Raw genomic sequence first — 26,140 nt, forward strand, 5'->3', positions numbered from 1 at the left:
CGGCGCAGATCTCACGCTGACCCGGCGCGAACTTCGCCTCGAGCCGGCACGAACCGTCAGCCTCGGGCGGTGTCGCGAGTCGCGCGCGCCTCGACGACCACCAGCACCAGCACCACCGCGGCGCCCAGCAGCGCCAGCAGCACGGGGCCGGCCACCGGGGCGTACGGCGCCAGCAGCGCGCCGGGGCCGTGGGCCTCGCCGTCGGAGGACGCCTCCGGCACCGACTGCCACGGCCACAGCGCCCGCAGCGAGCCGAGCATCAGCCCGACCATCACCAGCAGCGTGGTGCGCCGGCGGTGGTCGAGCAGGTAGTTGAGCAGCTGCACGAACGACGCCAGCCCGACGACGGCACCGAGGGCGAAGACCCCCACGTAGACCAGGTCGCGGCTGTCGACGGCCTCCAGCGTGGTGGTGTAGAGCCCGACGGTGAGCAGGAAGAACGACCCCGACACCCCCGGCACCACCAGCGCGCAGATCGCGATCGCGGCCGCCCCGAAGACGACCACCAGCGACGGGTCGACCTCGGCCCCGCCGCCCGCGAGGCCGACCGTCCAGAACGTGGCGACCGCGACCAGCGCCACCAGCAGGGCGTCGACCCAGGCGGGGCGGTGCCCGGCCGGCATCATCCGCAGCGGCACCACGATCGAGACCGCGACCATGCCCAGGAAGAGCCCGCGCGACAGCTCGGGGTGGTCGGTCACGAAGGCGCCCATCACGCCCGCGATCGTCAGCAGCGCCGCGGCCATGCCCATCAGCACGGGCACGATCAGGAACCAGTCGGTGCGCTTGAGCTCGGCGCGCGCCGACGCGAGCCGGTCGGGGCCGGTGACCAGGCGTCGTACGGCGGAGACGACGTGGTGGGCGGAGTCGATGAGCTGCTCGTAGACGCCGGTGACCAGCGCGACCGTGCCGCCCGAGACGCCGGGCACCAGCTCGGCGCAGCCGATCAGGAAGCCGCGCACCAGGTCGAGCGGCAGCGCGTGGCGCGGGCGGTTGGTCGCCAGGGTGCGGGCCTCGGTCACGAGACGGCGTCCAGCTGGGCCTTGGTGAGCACCGGGCGGACCTCGAGGCCGACGTCGGCCAGCGGGTTCTCGCCCTCGGGGCTGCGGTCGATGGCGCAGACGACGACCTCGACGACCGCTCCCGCGGCGCGCAGCGCGTTCGTCGCGTCGCGCACGGCGCCACCGGTGGTGATGACGTCCTCCACCAGCGTGACCCGGCGGCCCTCGACCTCGGGGCCCTCGGCGAGCTTGCATGTGCCGTACTCCTTGGCCTTCTTGCGCACGAACAGCGCCGGGCGCCCGGTCAGGCTCGAGACCATCGTCGCGATCGGGACGCCGCCGAGCTCGAGTCCGCCGAGCAGCTCGGTGTCCTCCGGCAGCAGCCCGACCATCTGGCGCGCCACGCGCAGCAGCAGCGCCGGGTCGGACTCGAAGAGGTACTTGTCGAAGTACTCCGAGGCCACCTGCCCCGAGCGCAGCGTGAAGCTGCCGGTCAGGCGGCACAGCGCGTCGATGTCGGCGGCCAGGGCGGCGTCGGGGGCAGCAGTCGTCTCGCTCACGCGAGACATTCAACCCGACCCGGGTGCGTGGCTACGGTGGGGCCATGGCTGCACCCGGCACGTCCTCCACCTCCGCCCCCGCCTCCCGGCCGCGTGGCGCCTCGCCCGCGCACCGCCTCGACGGCATCCCGCCGACGATCTTCACCCAGATGTCGGCTCTCGCGCTGCGCACCGGGGCGGTCAACCTGGGCCAGGGCTTCCCCGACGTCGACGGGCCGGCCAGCAGCCGCGCCCGGGTCGCGCGCGCCGTCGAGGAGGGGGCCAACCAGTACGCCCCCGGCACCGGCGTCCCCGCGCTCCGCCGGGCGGTCGCCGAGCACCAGCGCCGTCACTACGGCATCGACCTCGACCCCGACACCCAGGTCTGCGCCACCACCGGCGCCACCGAGGGCATTGCCGCCGCGCTGCTCGGCCTGGTCGACCCCGGCGACGAGGTCGTGGTGCTCGAGCCCTACTACGACTCCTACGTCGCGATGATCCAGATGGCCGGCGGCGTACGACGCCCGGTCACCCTGCGCGCCCCCGACTACCGCCTCGACGTGGCCGAGCTGCGGGCGGCGGTCACCGCGCGCACGAGGTTCGTGCTGCTCAACTCCCCGCACAACCCGACCGGCACCGTCCTGGGCCCCGAGGAGCTGCAGGCCGTGGCCGACGTCGCGATCGAGCACGACCTGGTCGTGATCACCGACGAGGTCTACGAGCACCTGGTCTACGACGACGCCGTGCACACGCCGATCAGCACCCTGCCGGGGATGGCCGAGCGCACCCTGAGCCTGTCGTCGGTCGGCAAGTCGTGGTCCTTCACCGGCTGGAAGGTCGGCTGGGCCACCGGGCCGTCGTACCTGGTCGAGGCCGTGCTGAACGCCAAGCAGTGGCTGACCTTCACCTCGGGCTCGCCGCTGCAGCCGGCGGTGGCGCAGGCGCTGGACGAGGAGGCCGACTTCCCGCTCGCGCTCGCCCGCGACCTGCAGGGCCGCCGCGACCTGCTCTGCGAGGGCCTAGGCGCCGCGGGGCTGCCGGCGCGGGTGCCGCAGGGCACCTACTTCGCCAGCGTCGACGTCGAGCACCTCGGCTGGGAGGACTCCACCGCCTTCTGCCGGGCGCTGCCCGAGCGCGCCGGCGTGGTGGCGATCCCGCTACGCGGCTTCTACCCCGACTCCGACGCGGGGCGCCACCTGGTGCGCTTCGCCTTCTGCAAGACCGTGCAGGTGATCGAGGACGGGCTGGCCCGCCTGGCCGCCGCCGACCTCACCGCCTGAGCGCGCGCCGGCGCCGGTTCGCGCCGGGTCGGCGCGAAGTATGCGCCGGGTCGGCGTGGGGTGGGGGGGGCTGGTCAGCGGCGCCAGGCGCGGACGTCGGGGCGCAGCAGCAGCACCACGGTCGCGGCCACCGGCACCATGACCAGCAGCATCGCGGGCGCCCAGACGACACCCCAGACGAAGAGCACGCCGGCGAGCGCCGCGCTCGAGACCGTCAGGGCCAGCCGCGCCCAGGCCACGCCCCGGAAGGCCAGCACCGCGAGCACGATGGCCACGATGCTCCACGTCACGCTGACCGCGGTCATGACGTAGACGCTCTGCGTCACCTCGGCCCAGTCGTAGGCCGCCAGCTGCGCCTGGGCCTCGGGCTGGCCCTCCAGCAGCTCGTCGAAGTCGGCTTGGGGCACCGCGACGAAGACCAGCGTGGCCAGCAACCAGAACAGGGAGACCAGGCCGCTGCCGACCCAGGTCAGGGCGCAGGCCCAGGCCAGGGCGGCCGGGCGCCGATGGGGGCCGGGGGCGGGCGCGCCACCGGGCACCGCCTGCGGGCGCTCGGCCTGCGGGTGGCCGAAGCCGGCGTACGGCGCGGGGCCGGGCTGCTGCTGGGGGTACGCCGGGGGCGGCGGGTACGCCGACGGCTGCTGCGGCGGCGCGCCGTGGCCGACCGGCTGGTGCTCCCGCTCGGGTGCCGGCGCCGGCTCCTGGGCAGGCTTCTGACCAGGCTTCTGGGTCGACTCGTCCTTGCGCAGCGTGCCGTCGGCGTTGAAGCGCTCGGGCAGCGGCTCACCGGCGAACCAGGACTTGGCGGGCTGCAGCCACAGCATCACCACTGCCGCGGCGACCAGCGCGCCCATGAAGCCGCCGATGAATGCGGCCGAGAGGAACAGCGGCACCGCCAGCACCGAGAGCCAGGTGCGCGCGGCGCGGGAGCGTTGCAGGACCTGGGTGCCGAGGATCGCGGTGGCGGTCGCGGTGGCCGCGGCGACCATCGCCACGATGCGCAGCATCTCGAGCACGGTGCCGACCGAGAGCCCCAGGCCGTCGGCCGGGGGCTCGGAGAGCAGCGCCTCGATGCGCTCGCGGGTCTCGAGCGAGCTGACCCCCGAGACCTGGCCGAAGGCGGAGAGCACGACGAAGACCGAGCCGAGGATGATCAACCAGGCAGCGACGGTCACCTGCCGCGGGCGGGCGGGAGCGGCATCTGACATGACGCCCATTCCACCAGACGACCAAGGGAGCCCGCCGGGCTGCCTACGCTGGGGCCATGACTCACACCCGGTCCGCGCCCCGCTCCTCCGCCCTGCGCACCGCCGCGCGGCTGCTGCTCGGCTCGGCGATGGTGGGCGCCGGGGTGCTGCACCTGACCTCCCAGCGCGAGGAGTTCCAGGCGCAGGTGCCCGACTGGTTCCCCCTCGACGACGACCTGGTCGTCGTCGGCTCCGGGGTCGTCGAGATCGGCCTCGGCGCGGCGTTCGTGGCGCTGCCGAGGCGCCGTCGCCTGGTCGGCGCGCTCCTGGCGGCGTTCTTCGTGGCGATCTTCCCCGGCAACGTGGGCCAGTACCTCGAGGGCACCGACGCCTTCGGCCTCACCACCGACCGGGCCCGCTTCGTGCGGTTGTTCTTCCAGCCCGTGCTGGTGCTGTGGGCCCTCTTCGGCGGCGGCTGGCTGGGCCGCCGCGCCGACCGGGGCGACCGGGCCTGAGCCCGGCCGCCCTGCGGCGTCAGGTGCGCAGCACCAGCCCGTCGTCGCCGACGTCGACCTGCACCGAGCCCCCGTCGACGACCTCGCCGCCGATCAACATCCGGGCCAGCCGGTCGCCGATCGCGGTCTGGATCAGCCGACGCAGCGGCCGGGCGCCGTACGCCGGGTCGTAGCCGGTCTCGGCGAGCCAGGTCCGCGCCGCGTCGGTGACGTCGATCGAGATCCGCCGCACCGCCAGCCGCTTCTCCAGCAGCGCCAGCTGCAGGTCGACGATGTGGGTCAGCGCCTCCTGGCTCAGCGACTCGAAGGTGACGATCTCGTCGAGCCGGTTGAGGAACTCGGGCTTGAACGAGGCCCGCACCAGCGCCAGCACCTGCTCGCGGCTGGTGGCCGCGTCGAGCGTGGGGTCGACGAGGTACTGCGAGCCCAGGTTGGAGGTCAGGATCAGCAGCGTGTTGCGGAAGTCGACGGTGCGGCCCTGGCCGTCGGTGAGCCGGCCGTCGTCGAGCACCTGCAGCAGGATGTCGAAGACCTCCGGGTGCGCCTTCTCGACCTCGTCGAGCAGCACCACCGAGTAGGGCCGGCGGCGCACCGCCTCGGTCAGCTGGCCGCCCTCGTCGTAGCCGACGTAGCCCGGGGGCGCGCCGACCAGCCGCGAGACCGAGTGCTTCTCGGAGTACTCGCTCATGTCGATGCGCACGATCGCGCGCTCGTCGTCGAAGAGGAAGTCGGCCAGCGACTTGGCCAGCTCGGTCTTGCCGGTGCCGGTGGGGCCCAGGAAGAGGAACGAGCCGGTCGGGCGGTTCGGGTCGGCGATGCCGGCGCGCGAGCGGCGTACGGCGTCGCTGACCGCGGCGACCGCCTCGCGCTGGCCGATGAGCCGCTCGCCGATGACCTGCTCCATCTCCAGCAACTTGGCGGTCTCGCCCTGCAGCATCCGGCCGGTGGGGATGCCGGTCCAGGCCTCGACGACGTCGGCGATCTGCTCGGGCCCGACCTCCTCGCCGACCAGCGGCTCGGTGCCCTCGACCTGGCCGCTCTCGGCGGCCGCGGCGGCCTCGATCTGCTGCTCGAGCTCGGGGATGCGGCCGTAGAGGATCTCGCTGGCGCGCCCCAGGTCGCCCTCGCGCTGCAGCCGCTCGGCCTCGATGCGCAGCCCGTCGAGCTGGCGGCGCAGCTCGCCCTCGCCCTCGAGCGAGGCCTTCTCGGACTCCCAGCGGGCCTCGAGCCCGCGCAGCTCCTCCTCGGCGTCGGCCAGGTCGGCGCGCAGCGCCTCGAGGCGCTCGACGGAGGCCTCGTCGCTCTCCTTGGCCAGCGCGAACTCCTCCATCTTGAGCCGGTCGACGTGGCGGCGCAGCTGGTCGATCTCCTCGGGCGAGGACTCGATCTCCATCCGCAGCCGCGAGGACGCCTCGTCGATGAGGTCGATGGCCTTGTCGGGCAGCTGGCGCCCGCTGATGTAGCGGTCAGACAGGGTGGCCGCGGCCACCAGCGCGGCGTCGGTGATGCGCACCCCGTGGTGCGCCTCGTACTTCTCCTGGATGCCGCGCAGGATCTGGATGGTGTCCTCGACGCTGGGCTCGCCGACGAAGACCTGCTGGAAGCGGCGCTCGAGCGCCGGGTCCTTCTCGATCCGCTCGCGGTACTCGTCGAGGGTGGTGGCGCCGATCATGTGCAGCTCGCCGCGCGCCAGCATCGGCTTGAGCATGTTGCCGGCGTCCATGGAGGAGTCGCCGCCGGCGCCCGCCCCGACGACCGTGTGCAGCTCGTCGATGAAGGTGATCACCTGCCCGCCGGCGTCCTTGATCTCCTCGAGCACGGCCTTGAGCCGCTCCTCGAACTCGCCGCGGTACTTCGCGCCGGCGACCATGGCGGCCAGGTCGAGGCTGAGCACCCGACGGCCCTTGAGGGAGTCGGGCACGTCGCCGGCGACCACGCGCTGGGCCAGGCCCTCGACGACGGCGGTCTTGCCGACGCCGGGCTCGCCGATCAGCACCGGGTTGTTCTTGGTGCGCCGGCTCAGCACCTGCACGACGCGACGGATCTCGGCGTCGCGGCCGATGACCGGGTCGAGCCGGCCCTCCTCGGCGGCCGCGGTGAGGTCGACGGAGTACTTCTCGAGCGACTCGTACGTCGACTCGGCGTCCTGGCTGGTCACGCGGCGGTTGCCGCGCACCGCGGTGAGCCCCTCGCGCAGGCCGGCCTCAGTGAGCCCGGCGTCTGCGAGCACCTTCTGGGCGCTGGACTCGGTGCCGGCCATCGCGATCAGCAGGTGCTCGGTGGCGACGTACTCGTCCTTCATCGAGGAGGCCAGGTCGAGCGCCCCGGCCAGCACCCGGGTGAGCGCGGCGGAGGCGGAGGGCTGCTGCACGGTCGCGCCGCTGGCGCGCGGCAGCGCCTCGAGCGCCGCCCCGGCCCCGGTGACCAGCTGCTGCACGTCGACGCCGGCCTTGGTGACCAGGCTGCGTGCGATGCCGTCGTCCTGACCCAGGAGCGCGACGAGGAGGTGGACGGGCTCGGTGTGGCTGTGCCCGGAGGTGGTGGCGAGCCGCTGCGCGGTCTCGATCGCCTCGCGGCTGCGGGTGGTGAACTTCTCGGCCCCGAACTGGCTCACGGCTGCTCTCCCTGTCTCGTGCGGTGTCTGGCTGAGTCGTATGGGTCGTTCACTGGTCCCAACGCCCGACAAGTTGAGTCTGTTCCACTCAACTTTGTCCGGTCAACAATTTTTCTGTGATTCGGCTCGCACGGCCCTCCGCGCGCCCTACGGTGGTGCGCGGAGCAGGGTCCCGCCTGGGGAGGAGGGACCCGGGAGGGAAGCCGGTGACGGCCTGGGTCGGCGCCACGAGCGCCAGCGCCGCCGCCCACACCGTGCACTACGCACTGGTGGTCGGCGGACTCGTCGCGCTCGCCGGCCTGCTCGGCGCCCGGCTGCTGCCGGCCGCCCACCGCGCGCCCGACGCCCACGACCTGCGGGTCGCCGCGCTGCGCCACGCCGCGGCCACCGGCACCCTGCAGCTCCGCCCGCTCGCGACGACCCCGGCCCCCGTCGCGCAGCCCCGGGCCGGCACCGCGGTCACCCTGCTGCTGCCGCTCGCGCTGGTCTCCAGCGCCGCCGCCGCGGGCGTGCACGCCGCGATGGGGCCGGCCCACCTGCGCGAGCAGACCCTCTTCGGGCTCTTCTTCGCCGCGGCCGCGCTGGCCCAGCTGGCCTGGACCGCCGCCGCCCTGCAGCGCCCCGGTCGACCGAGCCGCCGCCTGCTGCTGCTCGGCGCCGCCGGCAACGCGGCCTGCCTGGGCCTGTGGGCGCTGACCCGCACGGTCGGGCTGCCCCTGGACCTGATGGGGACCCCCGAGGCGGTCGGCGCCTGGGACCTCGCCGCCGTGGCCTGGCAGCTCGTCGTCGTCGGCGCCTGCGTCGCCCTGCTGCGCGGCGCGCCGCCGGCGCCCGGCGGTGCGCCGGCCGGCTGGCACCCGCCGCGACGGCGTACCTCGGCGTCTCGGTGACGGCGCTGGCGCTGCTCTCCCTGAGCGGGGCGGGCGGATGAGCGTGGAGCCCTGGGTCGTCGGGCTGGTCTGCAACACCGTCATCGCGATCGCCTACCTGCTGATCAGCACCGCCATCGTGGTCCCGCTGGCCCGCAGCAACCAGCTGCGCACCAACCCGCTGGGCGCTGCCACCGCGGCCATCTTCCTGACCTGCGCGGTCCACCACGGCGCCCACTCGGTGCACATGCTGCTGCCGAGCTTCGGGCTCGACGACGTGCAGGGCCTGGCGATGCGCACCGCGTGGGGCTGGCCGCTGGCGCTGTGGGACGTCGTGGGCGCAGCCGTGGGCGTCTACTACTGGTCGCAGCGACGCCAGTACTCCTCGTTGATGGAGGGCGCCCAGCTCTTCCAGGACCTGCGCCAGCGCGAGCAGCAGGCGCTCGAGCTCAACGACACCGTCCTGCAGGGCCTGGTGGTGGCCAAGATGGCGCTCGACCTCGACGACCCCGCCCGGGCGCAGGCCGCGCTCTCCTCCTCCATCGACTCGGCGAGCCGCATCATCACCGACCTGCTCGGCAACAGCGCCAGCCAGTCCCTCGAGCTGGTGCGCAGCGCCGCCGCCGAGATCCTCAAGGAGCCGCCCGACGGCGACCCCACCGCCCCACCAGAGAGGCCTGCCCCGTGAGCGCAGCCGCCCGAGCCCGACCGCTGCGGGTCGTCATCATCGACGACACCGCCGACCTGCGCGAGCTGCTGCGCCTGGCCCTGGGCCGCGGCGGGTACGACGTCGTCGGCGAGGCCGGCGACGGGCGCCGCGGCATCGAGGTGGTGCGCGAGCAGCGCCCCGACCTGGTGCTGCTGGACCTGTCGATGCCGGTGATGGACGGCCTCGAGGCGCTGCCCTCGATCCGGCGCAGCGTGCCGCGGGCCAAGGTCGTGGTGCTCTCGGGGTTCGGGGCCACCCAGATGTCGGAGCGGGCGCTGGCCGTGGGCGCCGACGGCTACGTGCAGAAGGGCGCCTCGCTCGACTCGATCCTCGACTACGTCGGGGAGATGACCTCCGGGGCGCCGTCGCCCAGGGCCCCGCACTCGCTGTCGGTGGTGCCGCCCCTGGAGGAGTCCGAGAGCCGCATCCACCCGGCCCGCGAGGACGACGGGTCCCCAGGTGAGGAGGCCGCGGGGGCCGCCGGCGCCGCCGGGGCGCCGGAGCCGGTCGAGCAGGCGCCGCGCAACCCCGCCTCGGCCTCGCAGATCTCCTGGTGGCAGGCGCTGAGCATGGCCCCGATGGGCATCCTCGAGCTCGCCGACGAGCCGCTGTTCCGCATCGTCTTCGCCAACACCACCGCCCAGCGGCTGCTCGGCTCCTCGGCCAGCCCCGGCACCCCGCTGGGCTTCACGTCGGGGCCGCTGGCCACGCTCGTGGCCTACCACCGCCTCGACGCCGACGCCTCCTTCGAGGTCGAGCTCGACGGCGCCACGGTGCGCGCGACGATGCGGCGTACCGGCTGGTCGGTGCTGGTCTTCCTCGACTCCGCCAGTGACGACGTGGGCCTGCTGCGCCGCGCCATCGCCACCACCGCCCACGAGATCCGCGGCCCCGTCGCGGTCATCTGCGGCATCGCCGAGACCAGCGAGTGGGGCGAGGACGACCTCGGGCCCGAGGTGCGCGCCCGGCTGATGGGCTCGGTGGCCCGCCAGGCGCGGATGCTCGACTCGATCACCGCCGACCTGCTGACCGCGGCGCAGATCCAGCGCGGCACCCTGCGCTTCGACCTGCGCCCGGTGCGCCCGCGCCAGGTCGTGGAGTCGCTGGTCCACGACCGCTACCGCGGCGACCCCGACCCGGTGGTCGAGGTCCGCGTCGACGACGACCGCGAGGTGCGCGTCGACCCGCTGCGCCTGGAGCAGATGGTCGGCAACCTGCTCGGCAACGCCCTGAAGTACGGGCGGGCCCCGTTCCTGGTGCACGTGCGCGGCGAGGACGACCGGGTCTGCATCGACGTCGTCGACCACGGCCCCGGGGTGCCGGAGGGCTTCCGCGACGACCTGTTCCGGGAGTTCACCCGGGCCAGCGGCACGGTGGCGACCGGCACCGGGCTGGGGCTGTACGTCGTCCGCACCCTGGCCGAGGCGCAGGACGCCACGGTGGGCTACGCGCCGGGCCGCTACGGCGGCTCGGTCTTCACGATCTCGCTGGCGGCGGTGGAGGCCCCGTCGCTCCCCGAGCCGCCTGTGGAGGGAGTGGGCGACTCCTCGGAGTAGGCGTCGACGCCGCCAGCGACACCGGCTCCCGACCCGGTCACCGGGTCGGGGGCCGGACCCTGCTCCGGACCCCGCCCCACGTCCGGGCCGGGGGGTGTCAGTCGGCGGTGCCGCCGTGCTTGGAGGGCTCGCCGCTCTCGGCCTCGGGCGGCGCCTGGTGCTCGGGGAAGGAGCGCTCGGCGGTGACCTCGTCGACCAGGCAGGTGCGGCAGAAGTCCTCGCCGAAGGGCGTGAGGTGGATGCTGCGTCGCACCACCTTGGCGAACTTCACCGTGTGGCAGGCCTCCAGCACGTCGGGCTGGGCCTCGAGCACCTGGTAGTCCATCGGGTCGCGCAGCGGCTCGCGGGAGAACCACACCAGGCCGAGACGGAAGAGGTTGTTGAGGTAGGCCGGCACCTGGTCGACGTAGCGGCAGCCCGCGCGGGCCCCGATCATCGTCAGGCCGGGCGCGATGAGCTGGCTGCTGACCATCCCGATCGGGCCCCCGGTGCGCACGTCGACGCTGGGCTGCGGGCCGTGCTCGAGCAGCAGCAGCAGGACGCGGGCCTCGTCGGGCGCCAGCTCGCCGAGCATCCGCTCGTACGCCGGGTGCCCGTCGCGCTCGCTCCACACGTCGCGCGAGCGCTCCAGCAGCTCGGCGCCGCGCTCGCGCAGCGAGGGCCGGCGCGGGTCGGTTCGCGGCGGGGGTCCTCGTCGTGGCGGCGGGCCCGGCGCTCGGGCGGCTCCGAGAAGGAGCCGAGGGTCTCGCCGGCGCGCACCAGCGCGGAGGAGACGGGGATGCCGGCCGAGACCGAGCGCGCCAGGTCGCTGACGACCTGCACCGCCTCGGTGGCCTCGTGGGCCAGGGCGGCCGCCTCGTCCCGGTCGGTGACGGCGCGGGCCAGCCGCGCGGTGTTGCGCAGCGACTGGCGCACGCCCCAGCCGGTGGTGTGCCAGGCCGCCGAGGCGGCCACGCGGGCCAGGCCCGGCAGCGCCTCCACCGCGGGAGCGAGCCGGTCGTGGGCGCTCGGGTGGGCACGCGGGTCGACACCGTCGGCCGGCAGGTCGTCCAGCAGGGGCTCAGGGGCCTCGGACTCGGCAGGCTGGGGCAGGGGCGCGCCGGCGGGCGGCGCCACCTCGTCGTGCAGATCGGTCATGACCAGCCCTCCTGTCGGCTCACGCGACACCGAAGATCCACAGGTGCAGGAACCCGCCGCCGAGACCCATGATGGCCCCGTGGGCGTAGAGCATCCACTCGTCCTCCCGGATCGCCGAGCGCATCATCTCGACGAAGTCGCGCGGCGGCAGCTCCTTGGTGCGGCGCGCGATCAGCACCTGGATCTTGTCGGACTGCTGCCGGCTGAACTCGGGGTCACGGAACGGGGTCAGGGTGCGCCCGACCGCCTCCTGGGCGACCTGGTCGCGGATGGTGTCGAAGCGGCGCGTGCCGACCGCCACCCGCACGGCGCCGCGGGCCGGGCCCGCGGCCCGCTCGATGGCCGGGCGCAGCGAGTGGGCGAGCATCTGGCGGGTCCGGTCGCCGCTGGGGCCGTCGAGCAGGAAGTCGCCGATCCGCTCGAGGGTGATGACGTCCTCGGCGATGATCCGGGCGTACACCTCGGCCGCCTCGGCCTGGCGGCGCAGGAAGAGCCCGTGCACCTTCACGCCCAGGATGCGGCGCGGCTCGGGCGGCTCGAAGATCAGCCACATGCCCAGGGCGTTGGTGATCCAGCCGACCACCACGCCCATCAGCGGCAGCAGCCACCACTGGCCGAAGATGCTGTCGACGACGGCCACGGGCACGCCGAGGGCGAAGCCGAAGACGAACCCGAAGGCCACCATCAGGTTGAGCTCACGCTGCCCGAAGTCGCGGAAGATCCGCACCACCAGCGACGGGTTGTCGCGGAAGTGGTCGATCACCATGATCTTGGGGTCGAGCAGCTGGTCGATGTGCACGCCGATCTCGGTGGTGATGCCGCTGACCACGCTCGGCAGCTGCGACTGCACCCGGTCGATGATCGCCTGCCGGATCGGTCGCGGCAGGTCGCGCCAGAGCCGCGGGTGCTCGCGACGCATCACCTCCTCGACGAGGCCCGGCACCTCGGGGCGGAAGGACTCGACGATGTGCTCGGCGATCCGCTCGGGCTCGAGCTGCTGGTAGAACTCCGCGGGCGTGCCGAGCTTCGAGATCGCCTTGTCGACGGCGATGGAGCCCATCTTCGCGGCCCGGGCCGGCACGATGCCCTGCCAGCCGATGCCGCCCTGGAGGACGCCGGGCACCTCCTGGACCTTGCGCGGCAGGATCGTGGCGAGCTCGCGCATCCCGGGGATCCGCACGCCCTTGAAGTGCAGCGGGCTGAAGAGCATGAAGAGCCCCGACCAGTTGATCAGCCAGCCGACGACGCCGGTGAAGACGGGGATCGTCAGGAAGTGGACCCAGTGGATCCCCGCGACCCACTCGTAGAACCAGTCCACCGACGTCTCGCCCTTCGTCCGACCCTCCCCAGAGCCTGCCCCGAGCGCGCGGCACCCGGGCTGACCTGGCGAGACTAGCGTCGAGGTCGGGCCCGCGACAGGGCTCGATAGCGTTGTGGGGTGACTCACGCCACCACCGCCGCACTCGCCGGCCTGCCCGCGCACCGCCGCCGCACCTTCGCCGCCCGCGTGGAGCGCTGGCGCCCCGACCTGGTCACGGCCCTCGAGGAGGTCTTCGCGGACCCCGAGGCGGTCGCCGAGCGGCTGCTGCAGGTGGCGGCGCGCCGCTTCGCCGAGCGTGAGGACGACCTGCACGACCTCGACGAGCGGCGCACCCTGGCCCCCGACTGGTTCCAGCGGCCCGGCGTCCTGGGCTACGCGGCGTACGTCGACCGCTACGCCGGCACCCTGACCGGCGTCGGGGAGCGCCTCGACCACCTGCGCGACCTCGGCGTCACCTACCTGCACCTGATGCCGCTCCTGCGGCCGCGCCCGGCGCCCAACGACGGCGGCTACGCGGTGATGGACTACCGCAGCGTGCGCCCCGACCTGGGCACCATGGACGACCTGCGCGCCCTGACCGCCCGGCTGCGCGAGGCCGGGATGAGCCTGTGCCTCGACCTGGTGCTCAACCACGTGGCCCGCGAGCACGAGTGGGCCGCGCGCGCCCGCGCCGGCGAGGCGGCGTACCGCAACTTCTTCCACATCCACCCCGACCGCACCGAGCCCGACAGCTGGGAGGAGACGCTGCCCGAGGTCTTCCCCGACTTCGCGCCCGGCAACTTCACCTGGGACGACGAGCTGCAGGGCTGGGTGTGGACGACCTTCAACGCCTGGCAGTGGGACCTGGACTGGTCCAACCCGGCGGTGCTCGAGGAGTTCGCCGACATCATCTGCGACCTGGCCAACGCCGGGTGCGAGGTCTTCCGGCTCGACGCGATCGCCTTCACCTGGAAGCGGCTGGGCACGAGCTGCCAGAACCAGCCCGAGGTGCACGCGCTGACCCAGGCGCTGCGGATGGTCGCCCGGATCGCCTGCCCCGCGGTGGCCTTCAAGGCCGAGGCGATCGTGGGCCCGCGCGACCTGGTCGCCTACCTCGGTGAGGGCCGCCACCACGGCAAGGTCAGCGACCTGGCCTACCACAACGCCCTGATGGTGCACCTGTGGTCGATGCTGGCCACCGGCGAGACCTGGATGTCGTCCCACGCGCTCGCCTCGCTGCCGACGCCGCCCTCGACGACGGCCTGGATCACCTACGCCCGCTGCCACGACGACATCGGCTGGGCGGTCTCCGACGAGGACGCCGCCGCGGCCGGGCTCGACGGCTTCGCGCACCGCCGGTTCCTCTCCGACTTCTACGACGGCTCCTTCCCCGGCTCGTGGGCGCGCGGGCTGGTCTTCCAGTCCAACCCCGCCACCGGCGACAAGCGGATCTCCGGCTCGCTGGCCTCCCTGGCGGGCCTCGAGGCCGGCGACCCGCACGCCCTCGACCGGGTGCTGCTGGCGCACGCGGTGGTGCTCGGCTTCGGCGGGGTGCCGGTGATCTGGATGGGCGACGAGGTGGGGCTCCTCAACGACCCCGAGTGGGACGCCGAGCCCGAGCACGCCGAGGACAACCGCTGGGTGCACCGGCCGCGGATGCCGTGGGCGGCCGACGGCAGCGTCCCCGACCCGCACGGGCTGCTGCCGCGCCTGCAGCACCTGGTCGGCGTACGACGCTCGCTGCCGCACCTGCACGCCGCCACGCCCGCCGAGGTGCTCGACCCGCCCGACACCGGCGTCTTCCACGTGCTGCGCCGCCACCCCGAGGGCCCGTTCCTGGCGCTGCACAACATGACCGCCACCGAGCGGCGGGTGCCGTGGTGGCTGCTCGAGCAGGCCGGCCTGGGCCGCGACGGCGCCCCGGTGCACGACCACCTCGCCGGCGGCCCGGTGCGCGCCGCCGACGGCGAGGTCCTGCTCGCTCCCTACCAGGTCGCCTGGCTCACCTGACCCGGCACAAATGTTGCGCTGACCGGGCGCAAATCTCCCACCGAGCCGGCGCAAATCCTTCGCCGAGCCGGCCCAAACTTCCTCGCGGGAGGTTCGCGCCGGGTGGGCGCGAGATTTGCGCCGGGTCAGGGTGAGATTTGCGCCGGGTCAGGGTGAGATTTGCGCCGGGTCAGGGTGAGATTTGCGCCGGGTCAGGGTGAGATCTGTGCCTGGTCAGCGCCGGCGCCAGACCACCATCGAGCCGGAGGCGTCGGGGGCGCGCAGGACGGGCAGCTTGTTGGGCGGCAGGTCGCCGCGGCGCACGGCGACGGCCTGGCGCAGGGCGGCGCGGGTCGCCTCGAGCTCGGCCACCAGCTCCTCGTTGCGGGCGGAGAGGGCGCTGACCCGGTTCTCCAGGTCGAGGATGCGGCGCACGCCCTCGATGCCGATGCCGGCGCCGGAGAGCTCGGCGATCTCGCGCAGCCGCTCGATGTCGCGCCCCGAGTAGCGGCGCCCGCCGCCCCCGGTGCGACCGGGCGTGATCAGGCCCAGGCGCTCCCACGTGCGCAGCGTCTGCGGGTGCAGGCCGGTGAGCTCGGCGGCCACCGAGATGACGAAGACGGCGGCGTCGGGGTGGGCGTCACCGAAGGGGTTGCCCGACCGCCCGGCCATCAGGCACCTGCCTGCTCGAAGAGGTTGGCGCGCAGCGGCTTGGACGCCGTCGCGTCGCGGTAGGCCTCGATGGCGGCGCGGGTCGCGGCGTCGAGCACCGCCGGCACCTGCACCTCGACGGTGGCCAGCAGGTCGCCGTACGAGCCGTCGGCCTTCTTGGCGCCCTTGCCGCGCACCCGGAAGGTGCGACCGTTGGGGGTGCCGGCCGGCAGCCGCAGCGTGACCGGGCTGCCGCCGAGGGTGGGGATGCGGACCTCGGCACCGAGCGCCAGCTCGTCGAAGGAGACCGGCACGTCGATGGTGAGGTTGTCGTCCTTGCGGCCGAAGACCCGGTGCGGCGAGACCTTCACGGCCACGAACAGGTCGCCGGGCGGGCCGCCGTTCTCACCGGGGGCGCCCTTGCCGCGCACCCGGATGCGCTGGCCGTCCTTGACGCCGGCGGGGATCCGGGCCTGGATGGTGCGCGCGGAGGTGCCGCGACCGGTGCCGCGGCACGCGGGGCACGGGTCGTCGTAGACCAGCTGGCGACCACCGCAGGCGGGGCAGGTCTCGTTGACCGAGAACGAGCCGCCCATCGAGGCGACCACGAAGCCGGCGCCCTCGCAGGTGGTGCAGATGTGCGGCCTGGTGCCGGGCTTGCCGCCCGAGCCGCCGCAGGTGGTGCAAGCGGTCTCGGAGGAGAGCCGCAGCGAGACGGTGACGCCGTCCATGGCGTCGGTGAAGCTGATGGTCGCCGAGGTCTCGACGTCGCTGCCCTTGGTGGGGCGCGGGCGCGCCGTACGCCGCCGGCCACCGCCGCCGCCCCCGAAGAGGTCACCGAACATGTCGCCGAAGCCGCCGGCCCCGCCGCCGTCGCGCAGCAGGTCCTCGAGGTTGACCCCGCCCTGCTGGCCGCCGAAGCCACCGCCGCCGAAGCCACCGGCCCCGCCGCCGGGGTAGCCCCCGGAGGCGTAGAGACGGCGCATCTCGTCGTACTTGGCGCGCTTGGCCGGGTCGCCGACGACGTCGTAGGCCTCGGCGACCTTCTTGAACGTGTCGTGCTTGGCGGTGTCGCCGGGGTGCGTGTCGGGGTGGTTGGCCCGCGCGAGGCGCCGGTAGGCCTTCTTGATCTCGTCGGTCGAGGCGTCCTTCTTGACCCCGAGCACGGCGTAGAAGTCCTTCTGCGCCCAGTCGGCGCGCATGCCGTCGGTGTCGCTCACGTGGTCCTCCCCTCGCTCCTGGCGGTCGGTGCAGGTCTCGGTACGGGTGCTGCGGGCCGGCCCGGGGGCCGACCCGCAGCGGGTCGTGCTGGTGCTACTGGTCTGGCTGGTCCTGCTCGGCCGGCTGGTCGGTCGCGGCCGGCGCGTCGGCGTCGGCCGGGTCGACCACCAGCACCTGCGCGGCCCGCACCACCCGGTCACCGATGCGGTAGCCGGCCTTGGCGATGACCTTGCAGGTCGTGACGCTCACCTCGGGATCCTCCCCGATGTGGGAGAGGGCCTCGTGGAGGCTGGGGTCGAACGGGTCGCCCGGCGCGCCGTAGCGGGTCAGCCCGGCCGCGCCCACGGTGCGCTCGAGCTGCTCGGCGACGGCCTTGAAGCCGCCCTCGAGAGGCTCGTGCTCGCGGGCCCGGTCGATGGTGTCGAGGACCTCGGTGATCGGGGCGAGCGCGGCGTACGTCGCGTTCTCCTTGATCAGGTCGCGGTCCCGCTCGACCCGGCGCTTGTAGTTGACGAACTCGGCCTGCAGGCGCTGGAGGTCGAGCGTGCGCTCCTCCAGGGCGATGCGGGCCAGGGTGAGCTCGTCGTCGGCCGGCTCCGAGGCCCCGGCAGCACCGGGGTCGCTGGAGTCGGTGGCTGAGTCGGCGGCGGGGTCGGCCGTGGCAGGGTCACCGCCGGCCGCACCCGCCTCGACATCGGTCTCGGAGACCATCTCGGCCGCCTCGTCCGGGAAGGACCCCTCGGGCGGGGGGATGTTCTCCTCGTCGCGGGGCTGGGTCACTTGCTCTCACCACCGTCGGCACCGTCGGTGCCGTCGGTGCCGGGCTCCTCGTCGACCACCTCGGCGTCGACGATGTCGTCGTCGCCCTCGCCGGTCGCCCCGGTGGTGCCACCGGCGGCGGCCTGCTCGGCCTCCGCGGCGGCGTACATCGCGGCGCCCATCTTCTGGCTCGACTCGTTGAGCTTGGTGAGGCCGGCGTTGAGCTCGTCGGCGTCGGCGTCGTCCTTCTCGAGGGTGGCCTTGAGGGCGTCGACGTCGGCCTGGACCTCGGTCTTGACGTCGTCGGGCAGCTTCTCGCCGTTCTCGGAGAGGAACTTCTCGGTCGTGTAGACGAGCTGGTCGGCCTGGTTGCGGACCTCGATCGCCTCGCGACGCTTGGCGTCCTCCTCGGCGTACTGCTCGGCGTCCTTGACCATCCGGTCGATCTCCTCCTTCGACAGCGCGGAGCCGCCGGAGATGGTCATCGACTGCTCCTTGCCGGAGCCCTGGTCCTTCGCCGAGACGTGCACGATGCCGTTGGCGTCGATGTCGAAGGTGACCTCGATCTTGGGCACGCCACGCGGCGCCGGGGGCAGGCCGGTCAGCTCGAAGTTGCCGAGCGGCTGGTTCTGGGCCCACATCTGGCGCTCGCCCTGGGCGACCTTGATCTCGACCGAGGGCTGGTTGTCGTCGGCGGTGGTGAAGATCTCCGAGCGCTTGGTCGGGATCGTGGTGTTGCGCTCGATGAGGTTGGTCATCACGCCGCCCTTGGTCTCGATGCCCAGGGAGAGCGGGGTGACGTCGAGGAGCAGCACGTCCTTGACCTCGCCCTTGAGGACACCGGCCTGGAGCGCGGCGCCGACGGCGACGACCTCGTCGGGGTTGACGCCCTTGTTGGGCTCCTTGCCGCCGAGCAGGTCCTTGACCACCTCGGTGACCGCGGGCATCCGGGTCGAGCCGCCGACGAGCACGACGTGGTCGATCTTGTCGATCGCGACGCCGCCGTCCTTGAGCACGGCCTGGAACGGGGCCTTGGTGCGGTCGAGCAGGTCGGAGGTCATCTTCTGGAACTCCGAGCGGGTCAGGCGCTCCTCGAAGTGCAGCGGGCCCGACTCGCCGTGGGTGATGTAGGGCAGGTGCACCGTGGTCTCGGAGCTCGAGGACAGCTCGATCTTCGCCTTCTCGGCGGCCTCCTGGAGGCGCTGCTTGGCGATCTTGTCGGCCGCGAGGTCGACGCCGTTGTTGTCCTTGAACTTCTTGACCATCCACTCCACGACGCGGGCGTCCCAGTCGTCACCACCGAGGTGGTTGTCGCCGGAGGTCGCCTTGACCTCGACGACGCCCTCGCCGATCTCGAGCAGGGACACGTCGAAGGTGCCGCCACCGAGGTCGAAGACGAGGATGGTCTGGTCGTCGCCCTTGTCGAGGCCGTAGGCCAGCGCGGCCGCGGTGGGCTCGTTGACGATGCGCGAGACGTTGAGGCCCGCGATCTCGCCGGCCTCCTTGGTGGCCTGGCGCTGGGCGTCGGAGAAGTAGGCCGGCACGGTGATGACCGCGTCGGTGACCGTCTCGCCGAGGTAGGCCTCGGCGTCGCGCTTGAGCTTCTGCAGGACGAACGCGCTGATCTGCTGCGGCGTGAAGTCCTTGTCGTCGACCTTGGTCTTCCAGTCGGTGCCCATGTGGCGCTTGACCGACCGGATGGTGCGGTCGACGTTGGTGACCGCCTGACGCTTGGCGACCTCGCCGACGAGGACCTCGCCGTTCTTGGCGAACGCGACGACCGAGGGGGTCGTGCGGGCGCCCTCGGCGTTGGCGATGACGGTGGGCTCGCCACCCTCGAGGACCGACACGACGCTGTTCGTGGTGCCGAGGTCGATTCCGACCGCTCTGGCCATGGTGTTACCTCCATCTAGGGGGACGTGCTGGGGAAGTCCGGTGCGACCATCGTGCGTCGCTGCCCAGAGTCTGGCAAATTACTTGAGTCTGATCAACTCAACTTTGCTCACTGGGTCCAATGCAATGGCAGCCGCTTTCATTCCCGTGCTTGGCTGCGTCCCATGAGCGACCTTCTGCTGCGACCACTGGGCCCCGACGACGAGGCCCAGGCGCGCGCCGCGCACGCCGAGCTGGCCGCCGACGACTTCGGGTTCCTGATGTTCGAGCGGGTCGGAGAGTCGTGGCCCGACTACGTCGCCCGGATCGAGGGACACCGCCGAGGGCAGGACCTCGAGGAGCGGATGGTGGCCTCGACCTTCCTGGTCGCCGAGGTCGACGGCCAGATCGTCGGGCGGGCCTCGGTGCGCCACGAGCTCAACGACTTCCTGGCCACCTGGGGCGGCCACGTGGGGTACGGCGTGCGCCCGGCCCACCGCCGCCGCGGCTACGCCACCGCGATCCTGCGCGGCTGCCTCGAGGTGTGCCGCGGGCACGGCATCGAGCACGCGCTGGTCACCTGCGACGTCGACAACGTCGGCTCGGCCGCGGTGATCGAGGCCTGCGACGGGGTGCCCGACGGGGTCGCGCCCGCCACCGGGACGGTGGCGGCGAAGAAGCGCTACTGGGTGCCGACCGGGCTCTGAGCAGCAGGACTCCGGGGCGACGCGTCAGAGGTGCCGCGCCAGCGGGGACTCGCGCGGCGCCCCGCCGGCCTCGACGTGGTCGGCCTGGGCCGCAGCCGCGAGGTGAGCCGCTGCCGCTCGGGGGCCCACCGGTCGATCTCGTCGGCGAGGACCCGGAGCAGGTCGGGGCCGGCGCTGCGCTCGCCCCCGAGGTCGTCGGCGAGCAGCGTGACGCGCACCGTCCCACGCTCGCCCCGGGCGCGCAGGGCCAGCTGGCCCGCCCGGTTGCGCTCGAGGTCCACGGTCGTGGCCTGCGCCCAGGCCACCCTGCGCTCCGGCAGGAACGCGACCCGGTGGTGCAGCGTCCCGTCGCCGGTGTCGAGCCACGTGCGGCGCCAGACCACCGCTGCCACCGCCACGACCGTCGCCGCGACGACCAGTCCCGCCATCACCTGGTTGACCCCGGTCTCGGTGGCCACGGCCCACCCCGCCATGGCGAGGACGGCGACCACGGTGCCTCCGAACGCCAGCCACCTCGTCGGCTGGCGTGACAGCAGCCGCGGGATGTCGAGCTGCGCGCTCTCAGCCACGCAGCACCTCCAGCTCGGCACGCAGCGGCTCGTCCGCAGCATCCACCACCCAGCACCCGTCGGGGCCGGAGAAGACGGTCAGGGCCGGCGGATCCGTGTCGTCGCGGACCGCGGCCGTCCGCGCGATCGCCTCGGGCGTCGGCGGGTCCAGGACCCCACGGGCCAGCAGGGAGCGGTACGCGGTGCGCCGGGCGGTCTCGCGCTGGGAGTCGTCGAGCTCGTCGACCTGGTCGTCGACGGCGCTGGAGGCCCTGCCGAGGTCGTCGGCGGCGGAGGTCAGGGCGGCGGGCCGCCAGGAGCGCACCAGCGGGATCGTCCACCCGCTCATCGGGGCATCCCCTGCTCGAACCGCGTGCTGGCGCCGCCGTCGGCGTCGGAGACCGTGGCGGCGGTCTGCGCCGCGTCGACGTCCAGGATCGCCGACGCGGCCGCGTCCACGCGGCCTGCGGCGGTGGCCACCGCATGGGGATGCACGTCGAGCACGGGCCGATCCTGCCCTGCCGCGGTGGCGCTAAACCGACGCCCGCGCCGGCAGCGACCCGCGGGACCGGCCTGGAAGGCACAGGTGCCGACGGGCTGACCGCGGCGGTGCTGGCGGCCTACGATCACGCATGCCCGCGACCGAGCCAGCGACCGCCGGGCGCACGGTCCGGCTGGGCGGCACCGACTACCCGGTGCGCCTGCCGTCACCGCGCGACCCCCGGCTGCACCTGGCCGTCACCATCAGCACGCTGCAGGTGCTGGGCCAGACCGTCCTGGGCTGGCAGGTCTCGATCGCCCAGATCCTGCTCTGCCTCGGGACCTGCGCGGCGATCGAGATCGTCGTGGTGGCCCGGGAGTCGGGGGTGCTCGCCTGGCCCGCGAGCGCGCTCCTCACCGGCAACGGGGTGGCGCTGGTGCTGCGCTGGAACGGCACCGAGCACGGCGACTGGTGGAGCCTGCAGGGCTGGTACGTCTTCGCGGCGACAGCTGCCCTGGCGCTCCTCTCCAAGTACGTGCTCCGCCACCGGGGGCGACCCCTCGTCAACCCCTCCAACCTGGGGCTGGTGGTCTGCTTCCTGGTGGTCGGCGAGGACCTCGTCAACCCGCTCGACTTCTGGTGGGGCGACCTGGGGCCGGCGCTCCTGGTCGTGTACGCCGTGCTGCTGGCCGGCGCGCTGGCGGTGACCCGGCGCCTGGGCCTGCTGGCGATGTCGCTGGCGTTCTGGGGCGTCCTGGGCGTCGGGGTGGGAGCGCTGGCGCTGACCGGGCACTGCTTCTCGGCCCGCTGGAGCACCGCACCGGTCTGCGGAGCGGACCTGTGGCTGGTGGTGCTGGCCTCGCCGGAGGTCCTGGTCTTCATGTTCTTCATGATCACCGACCCCATGACCTCGCCCCGCGACCCTCGGTCCCGGGTCGCCTTCGGCGCCGCGGTGGCGGCGGCGTGCACGCTGCTCATCGCCACCGCCGAGACCGAGTTCGGCGCCAAGGTGGGGCTGCTCGGGGGCCTGGTCGCCGTCTGCGCGCTGCGACCGGTGCTGGGGTGGGCACGCGAGCGGAGCGCGGTGCCGGCGTCCCCGGCGTCCCCGATCTCGCGCGCCACCGTCCTGGCGCTGGCCGCCGCGTTCGTGCCGCTCGTGCTCGTCGTCGGGGCCACGACCCCCGCGCCCACCCCGACCGCCTCCGCGTCCGCGTCCGACGCTTCCACCCCGTCCGGGGCGCGCCCCGCCGTGACCCTGCCCGCGCCGCCCGAGGTGGGCGTCTCCGCGGAGGTCGAGAGCATCCGGGGAGGCACCGCGGGGCTCGACGCGGGGGAGATAGCCACCGACCTGCTGGCCGCCCTCGCCATCGAGCACCGGGCGCTCGAGGAGCGCGACCCGGCCATGGCCGCCACCGCGCTGGGGGCGACCCGGCTGGCCGCGACGACGGACGCGATCCGCGCCGGGGTCGCGCCGGCGACGTACGACGTCGACGCCGTCGAGCTGGTGCTGGTCCGCGACCCGTCCGACGAGCAGGCCGTGCCCCGCTTCGGCCTGCACGCGACCGGCAGCGTCGACGGGCGTCCGCTCGACCGGGTGTTCGTGCTGGAGCCGGCGGACGGCGTGTGGCTCCTCGTCGACGAGATCGACCCCGCCGCGGCCTGAGACCGGGACTCAGCGACGCGTGAGCGTGACCAGCCGGTCGACCGCCAGGTCGTCGACGCGCTGCGGGAGCCGGGTCCCCGGCCAGGTCACCAGCACGTCGACGGGACCCCCGACCGCACCCAGCCCCACGTGCACCTCGGGCGGCCGCTGGGACTGGTAGGACCCGGAGCGGTGCACCCAGCGCACCACGCGGCGCCCGTCGGGCAGCCGGACCTCGACCCGGGCCCCGATCCCCGCGGCGTTGCCGGTCGAGCGCGGGTCCTCGAGCCGCAGCGCGAGCCAGTGACGACGCGGTGAGACGTTGCGGTAGAGCGTCGGGGCCGCACCGCCGTTGGCGACCAGGAGGTCGAGCCGGCCGTCCCGATCGACGTCGAGGACGACGAGCCCGAAGCCGACAGCCGTGTGGTCGATCCCCACCTGCTCCGCGACGTCGACGTAGGCCCCGCCGTCCGGCACCCACACCCGGCTCGGGTCGTCGACGAAGGCCCGGTAGTAGACGTCGGCGGCGTCGTCCGGCGCGGCGGGCCCCGGCCCCGCCGCTCGACCGTTGACGGCCACGACCACCTCCCGCTCGTCGTTGCCGAGGTCGGCGGCGCTGATGCCCCAGCCCCACCAGCCGTCGCGCAGCCCCCAGTCGTCCGTGCGGTCCGCGAAGGTCAGGTCGCCCTCGTTGGCGAACGCACGGTTGCCCGAGCACCCGGCGAAGAGGGAGACCTCGGGGCAGTCGCCGTCGCTCGTCGGGTAGCCGATCGAGCTGACGAGCCAGTCCGGGCGGGCGTCGCCGTCGAGGTCGCCCAGCCAGGAGCCCATGCCGTTCTCCGCCCCTCCGGCGGACGAGGAGGGCGTCTGGTCGAGGAACCGCTCGCCGTCGACGTTGCGGTAGACCCGCGAGGTGCACACGTCGCCGGCGACCACGAGGTCCAGCCGCCCGTCGTCGTCGAGGTCGTGCAACTGCGGGGTCATCGGCAGCCGGGTGCGCAGCGGCTCCAGCCCCCACTCGCGGGTCGCGTCGCGGAAGCCGGCCGCACCGTCGTTGAGCAGCAGCCGGGTGTCGCCGGTGGCCTCGAGCCCCCCACGCACCCGTTCCCGGTCGATGAAGGCCGCGAACTCGCACTGCGTCTCGAAACCCGTCGGGCCCCGCCCCGCCATCGACGCCGCCACGATGGCGGCGGAGTTCCAGTCGGTGACGAGCAGGTCGAGGTCGCCGTCACCGTCGACGTCACCCATGTCGGCTCCCCGGATGCGCCGCCGCTGCGCCCCCGCGACCGCTGGCCGGTCGTCGATGCCCGCGGCCCGGGTCGCGTCCCGGAAGCCACCGGTGCCGTCGCCGAGCAGGAGCCGGCCGAACCTGCCCTCGGGGCCACCGAGGAAGAGGTCCTCGTGGCCGTCGGCGTCCAGGTCGCCCACCGCGAGCGCGCTGACGGTGGCCAACCCGGTCAGTCCCGACCCCGCGGTCACGTCGCGGAACCTGCCCCCGACGTTGCGGTAGAGACCGCTGGCGGGGCCCGCAGCGGTCAGCACCAGGTCGTGGTCGGCGTCGTCGTCGAGGTCGAGCACGGCGACCCCGCCGTCGAGCTCGTCGGGCAGGGACGGGCCGCCCGCCGGTCCCCGCGCGAGCCCGGCACGGGCGGTGACGTCCTCGAAGGCCAGACCGCGCAGCACCTCCGGGCCGACCCGCACAGGCTCGTCGACCAGCGGCGGCACCACCGCAGGAGCCCGCTCGGCAGGGACCGCGACGTCGGCGAGCGGGGGCGAGCCTGGCCGGTGGTCGGAGACCCGCACGACGACCAGCACCGCCACGGCCAGCACGGCGAGCGCCGTCAGCCCCACCGGCGCACCGGTGCGGGGCTCGCCGTCCATCAGCCGATGGTGCCACGCAGGAGGGTGGCCGTCAGCCCCTCTCCCGGGCCGTCTGCCTACAGCAGGCCGGCGAGCCGCAGCGAGATGTCGACGATCGAGACCCGGTCGAGGCCGCGCACCTCGTCGAGGGTGAACCAGCGCGCCTCGTCGGTGCTGCCGTCGCGCTCGGGGGTCAGCTCGCCGCCGACGACCTCGGCGCGGAAGACGGTGCGCACGGCCTTGAGGGACCGGTCGCTGTCGTTGAGCCGGCGGTGCGGGGGCAGCACGTAGGTGTCGACGCCGAGCAGCGCGCCGGCCACGACGTCGTACCCGGTCTCCTCGCGCACCTCGCGCACCACGGCCTGCTCGACGCCCTCCTCGAGCTCGACGCCACCGCCCGGCATCGTCCACTGCCGCCGCGACCCCTCGTTCCACAGCGCCAGCAGCACGCGCCCCTGGTCGTCGGTGATGACGGCGTACGCCGCGAGCCGGGTGTCGTAGTCGGTGTAGTGCACGTGAGCATCCTCTCCTCACCCCGGTGACAGGAATGAGCCAGGGCCTGCGGGGCATTGTGGACACCATGAGCGTTCCCACCATCACCCTGAACAACCAGACGCAGATCCCGCAGCTCGGCTTCGGCGTGTTCCAGGTGCCGCCCGAGCAGACGGCCGACACCGTGACCAAGGCCTTCGAGGTGGGCTACCGGCACATCGACACCGCGCAGATGTACGGCAACGAGCAGGAGGTCGGCGTCGCGATCGCCAACGCCGACATCCCCCGCGACGAGCTGTACGTGACCAGCAAGCTCAACAACGGCTTCCACCGCCCCGACGACGCCCGCCGCGCCTTCGACGACACGATGAGCAAGCTCGGCCTCGACCAGATCGACCTCTTCCTCATCCACTGGCCGCTGCCGACCCTCTACGACGGCGACTTCGTCTCGACCTGGCAGACCCTGTCGGAGTTCGTGGCCGACGGGCGCGCCCGCTCCATCGGCGTCTCGAACTTCCAGCCCGCCCACCTCGAGCGGATCATCGCCGAGACCGGCGTCGTGCCCGCGGTCAACCAGATCGAGGTGCACCCCTACTTCACCAACGAGGAGGCGCGCGCCGCCTCGATCCGCCACGGCATCGAGGTCGAGGCCTGGTCGCCGATCGCCCAGGGCGCGGTGCTCTCCGACGAGACCATCGGCGAGATCGCGGCCGCCCACGGCAAGACCGTCTCGCAGGTCACCCTGCGCTGGCACGTCGAGCGCGGCGACATCGTCTTCCCCAAGTCGATGAAGGAGGAGCGGATGCGCGAGAACTTCGACATCTTCGACTTCTCCCTCACCGCCGACGAGGTCGCGACGATCGCCGCCCTCGACCGCGGCGCCGACGGCCGTCGCGGCCCGAACCCCGACGAGTTCGACTACGTCCCGGGCTGAGCCCCCCGCACGACCCGTACGCCGCCCGGCCCGCCTCAGGTGAGCCGGGCGGCGACGTCGTCGGCCTCGGCGCGGGTCCAGCCGTCCCGCCGACCTGCAGGTCGCGCCGACCCCGTCGGCGACGCGCGGCAGCGCGACCAGGGTGCCGTCGACGACGACGGCGAAGCGGCCCTCGGAGCCGACCAGCCCGCTCACCAGCTCGTCCAGCGCACCTGCTGCGGCCTCGTCGAGCGCGACCTGCACGGCGTACCCGCCGTCGACCTCGACCACCTCGACG

At 73.7% G+C, this 26,140-nt stretch carries 24 protein-coding genes; 9 read left to right on the forward strand and 15 right to left on the reverse strand.

What is annotated here, in order from left to right:
* Positions 1–56 precede the first annotated feature (56 nt).
* Together H0S66_RS05890 and pyrE are read right to left on the reverse strand one after the other, a co-directional pair.
* A complete protein-coding gene (locus tag H0S66_RS05890; protein WP_179614559.1) occupies positions 57–1,022 on the reverse strand; it encodes a DUF368 domain-containing protein in 966 nt (321 codons plus the stop codon).
* The gene (pyrE, locus tag H0S66_RS05895) at positions 1,019–1,561 is read right to left on the reverse strand and encodes an orotate phosphoribosyltransferase (RefSeq protein WP_258017115.1); all 543 of its coding nucleotides are present in this window, start codon (positions 1,559–1,561) and stop codon (positions 1,019–1,021) included. The genes H0S66_RS05890 and pyrE overlap by 4 nt, the downstream gene beginning before the upstream one ends.
* A 44-nt stretch (positions 1,562–1,605) precedes the next feature.
* On the opposite strand from pyrE, the gene H0S66_RS05900 reads away from it, so the two are divergent.
* Positions 1,606–2,820: a pyridoxal phosphate-dependent aminotransferase gene (locus tag H0S66_RS05900; RefSeq protein WP_179614561.1), complete on the forward strand. Its 1,215-nt coding sequence runs from the start codon at positions 1,606–1,608 to the stop codon at positions 2,818–2,820.
* Between the two features lie 74 nt (positions 2,821–2,894).
* On the opposite strand, the gene H0S66_RS05905 is transcribed toward H0S66_RS05900, so the two are convergent.
* A complete protein-coding gene (locus H0S66_RS05905) occupies positions 2,895–4,028 on the reverse strand; it encodes a hypothetical protein (RefSeq protein WP_179614562.1) in 1,134 nt (377 codons plus the stop codon).
* Positions 4,029–4,084: 56 nt separating this feature from the next.
* On the opposite strand from H0S66_RS05905, the gene H0S66_RS05910 reads away from it, so the two are divergent.
* Positions 4,085–4,522, forward strand: coding sequence for a DoxX family protein (locus H0S66_RS05910; RefSeq protein WP_179614563.1), 438 nt, complete (start codon positions 4,085–4,087; stop codon positions 4,520–4,522).
* Between the two features lie 19 nt (positions 4,523–4,541).
* On the opposite strand, the gene clpB is transcribed toward H0S66_RS05910, so the two are convergent.
* Positions 4,542–7,136, reverse strand: a complete 2,595-nt coding sequence (gene clpB / locus H0S66_RS05915) for an ATP-dependent chaperone ClpB (protein WP_179614564.1) — start codon at positions 7,134–7,136, stop codon at positions 4,542–4,544.
* Positions 7,137–7,342: 206 nt separating this feature from the next.
* Here clpB and H0S66_RS05920 point away from each other — a divergent pair, with 206 nt between their 5' ends.
* From H0S66_RS05920 to H0S66_RS05930, 3 genes are read left to right on the forward strand one after another with little or no spacing between them, the layout of a single operon-like run.
* Entirely contained in the window at positions 7,343–8,026 is a 684-nt protein-coding gene (locus tag H0S66_RS05920) for a hypothetical protein (RefSeq protein ID WP_180923809.1), read from the forward strand.
* A gap of 37 nt (positions 8,027–8,063) precedes the next feature.
* Positions 8,064–8,693, forward strand: coding sequence for a hypothetical protein (locus tag H0S66_RS05925; protein ID WP_179614566.1), 630 nt, complete (start codon positions 8,064–8,066; stop codon positions 8,691–8,693).
* A complete protein-coding gene (locus H0S66_RS05930; RefSeq protein WP_179614567.1) occupies positions 8,690–10,270 on the forward strand; it encodes a hybrid sensor histidine kinase/response regulator in 1,581 nt (526 codons plus the stop codon). Before H0S66_RS05925 ends, H0S66_RS05930 begins: the two co-directional genes overlap by 4 nt.
* 97 nt (positions 10,271–10,367) lie before the next feature.
* Here the strand turns inward: H0S66_RS05930 and H0S66_RS20340 are convergent, their stop codons facing one another.
* Positions 10,368–10,883 carry a DUF4393 domain-containing protein gene (locus H0S66_RS20340; RefSeq protein ID WP_258017116.1) on the reverse strand — a complete coding sequence of 172 codons (516 nt, stop codon included), beginning with the start codon at positions 10,881–10,883 and terminating at the stop codon, positions 10,368–10,370.
* Positions 10,884–11,426: 543 nt separating this feature from the next.
* Positions 11,427–12,725 carry a DUF445 domain-containing protein gene (locus tag H0S66_RS05940; protein WP_219633623.1) on the reverse strand — a complete coding sequence of 433 codons (1,299 nt, stop codon included), beginning with the start codon at positions 12,723–12,725 and terminating at the stop codon, positions 11,427–11,429.
* 120 nt (positions 12,726–12,845) lie between these two features.
* Between H0S66_RS05940 and H0S66_RS05945 the strand changes: the two genes are divergently transcribed.
* Positions 12,846–14,717 carry an alpha-amylase family protein gene (locus tag H0S66_RS05945; RefSeq protein WP_179614569.1) on the forward strand — a complete coding sequence of 624 codons (1,872 nt, stop codon included), beginning with the start codon at positions 12,846–12,848 and terminating at the stop codon, positions 14,715–14,717.
* Positions 14,718–14,930: 213 nt separating this feature from the next.
* Here H0S66_RS05945 and H0S66_RS05950 read toward each other — a convergent pair whose 3' ends face one another.
* From H0S66_RS05950 to dnaK, 4 genes are all read right to left on the reverse strand, one after another.
* Positions 14,931–15,368 (reverse strand): heat shock protein transcriptional repressor HspR, encoded by a 438-nt coding sequence (locus tag H0S66_RS05950; RefSeq protein ID WP_179614570.1) that lies wholly within the window; start codon positions 15,366–15,368, stop codon positions 14,931–14,933.
* Positions 15,368–16,549 (reverse strand): molecular chaperone DnaJ, encoded by a 1,182-nt coding sequence (gene dnaJ, locus H0S66_RS05955; RefSeq protein ID WP_179617211.1) that lies wholly within the window; start codon positions 16,547–16,549, stop codon positions 15,368–15,370. The genes H0S66_RS05950 and dnaJ overlap by 1 nt, the downstream gene beginning before the upstream one ends.
* Positions 16,550–16,661: 112 nt before the next feature.
* Positions 16,662–17,348, reverse strand: a complete 687-nt coding sequence (gene grpE / locus H0S66_RS05960) for a nucleotide exchange factor GrpE (RefSeq protein ID WP_258017117.1) — start codon at positions 17,346–17,348, stop codon at positions 16,662–16,664.
* Positions 17,345–19,222, reverse strand: a complete 1,878-nt coding sequence (dnaK, locus tag H0S66_RS05965; RefSeq protein WP_179614571.1) for a molecular chaperone DnaK — start codon at positions 19,220–19,222, stop codon at positions 17,345–17,347. Before dnaK ends, grpE begins: the two co-directional genes overlap by 4 nt.
* 162 nt (positions 19,223–19,384) lie before the next feature.
* On the opposite strand from dnaK, the gene H0S66_RS05970 reads away from it, so the two are divergent.
* Positions 19,385–19,906, forward strand: coding sequence for a GNAT family N-acetyltransferase (locus tag H0S66_RS05970; protein ID WP_179614572.1), 522 nt, complete (start codon positions 19,385–19,387; stop codon positions 19,904–19,906).
* Here the strand turns inward: H0S66_RS05970 and H0S66_RS05975 are convergent.
* Genes H0S66_RS05975 through H0S66_RS05985 form a run of 3 tightly spaced genes read right to left on the reverse strand, consistent with a single transcriptional unit; the run spans position 19,882 to position 20,958 of the window.
* Positions 19,882–20,475: a hypothetical protein gene (locus tag H0S66_RS05975; RefSeq protein ID WP_180923811.1), complete on the reverse strand. Its 594-nt coding sequence runs from the start codon at positions 20,473–20,475 to the stop codon at positions 19,882–19,884. The genes H0S66_RS05970 and H0S66_RS05975 overlap by 25 nt on opposite strands.
* Positions 20,468–20,803, reverse strand: a complete 336-nt coding sequence (locus tag H0S66_RS05980; RefSeq protein WP_179614574.1) for a hypothetical protein — start codon at positions 20,801–20,803, stop codon at positions 20,468–20,470. The genes H0S66_RS05975 and H0S66_RS05980 overlap by 8 nt, the downstream gene beginning before the upstream one ends.
* A complete protein-coding gene (locus H0S66_RS05985; protein WP_179614575.1) occupies positions 20,800–20,958 on the reverse strand; it encodes a hypothetical protein in 159 nt (52 codons plus the stop codon). Before H0S66_RS05985 ends, H0S66_RS05980 begins: the two co-directional genes overlap by 4 nt.
* 128 nt (positions 20,959–21,086) lie before the next feature.
* Here H0S66_RS05985 and H0S66_RS05990 point away from each other — a divergent pair, with 128 nt between their 5' ends.
* The gene (locus tag H0S66_RS05990; RefSeq protein WP_179614576.1) at positions 21,087–22,598 is read left to right on the forward strand and encodes a hypothetical protein; all 1,512 of its coding nucleotides are present in this window, start codon (positions 21,087–21,089) and stop codon (positions 22,596–22,598) included.
* A gap of 9 nt (positions 22,599–22,607) precedes the next feature.
* On the opposite strand, the gene H0S66_RS05995 is transcribed toward H0S66_RS05990, so the two are convergent.
* Entirely contained in the window at positions 22,608–24,458 is a 1,851-nt protein-coding gene (locus H0S66_RS05995) for an FG-GAP-like repeat-containing protein (RefSeq protein WP_179614577.1), read from the reverse strand.
* A 56-nt stretch (positions 24,459–24,514) separates the two neighbouring features.
* Positions 24,515–24,952 carry an NUDIX hydrolase gene (locus tag H0S66_RS06000; protein ID WP_179614578.1) on the reverse strand — a complete coding sequence of 146 codons (438 nt, stop codon included), beginning with the start codon at positions 24,950–24,952 and terminating at the stop codon, positions 24,515–24,517.
* A gap of 65 nt (positions 24,953–25,017) precedes the next feature.
* On the opposite strand from H0S66_RS06000, the gene H0S66_RS06005 reads away from it, so the two are divergent.
* On the forward strand, positions 25,018–25,863 hold the full coding sequence (locus H0S66_RS06005) for an aldo/keto reductase (RefSeq protein ID WP_179614579.1): 846 nt from the start codon (positions 25,018–25,020) through the stop codon (positions 25,861–25,863).
* Positions 25,864–26,140 lie beyond the last annotated feature (277 nt).

It is taken from the genome of Nocardioides marinisabuli, assembly GCF_013466785.1.
Taxonomy (GTDB): Bacteria; Actinomycetota; Actinomycetes; order Propionibacteriales; family Nocardioidaceae; genus Nocardioides; species Nocardioides marinisabuli.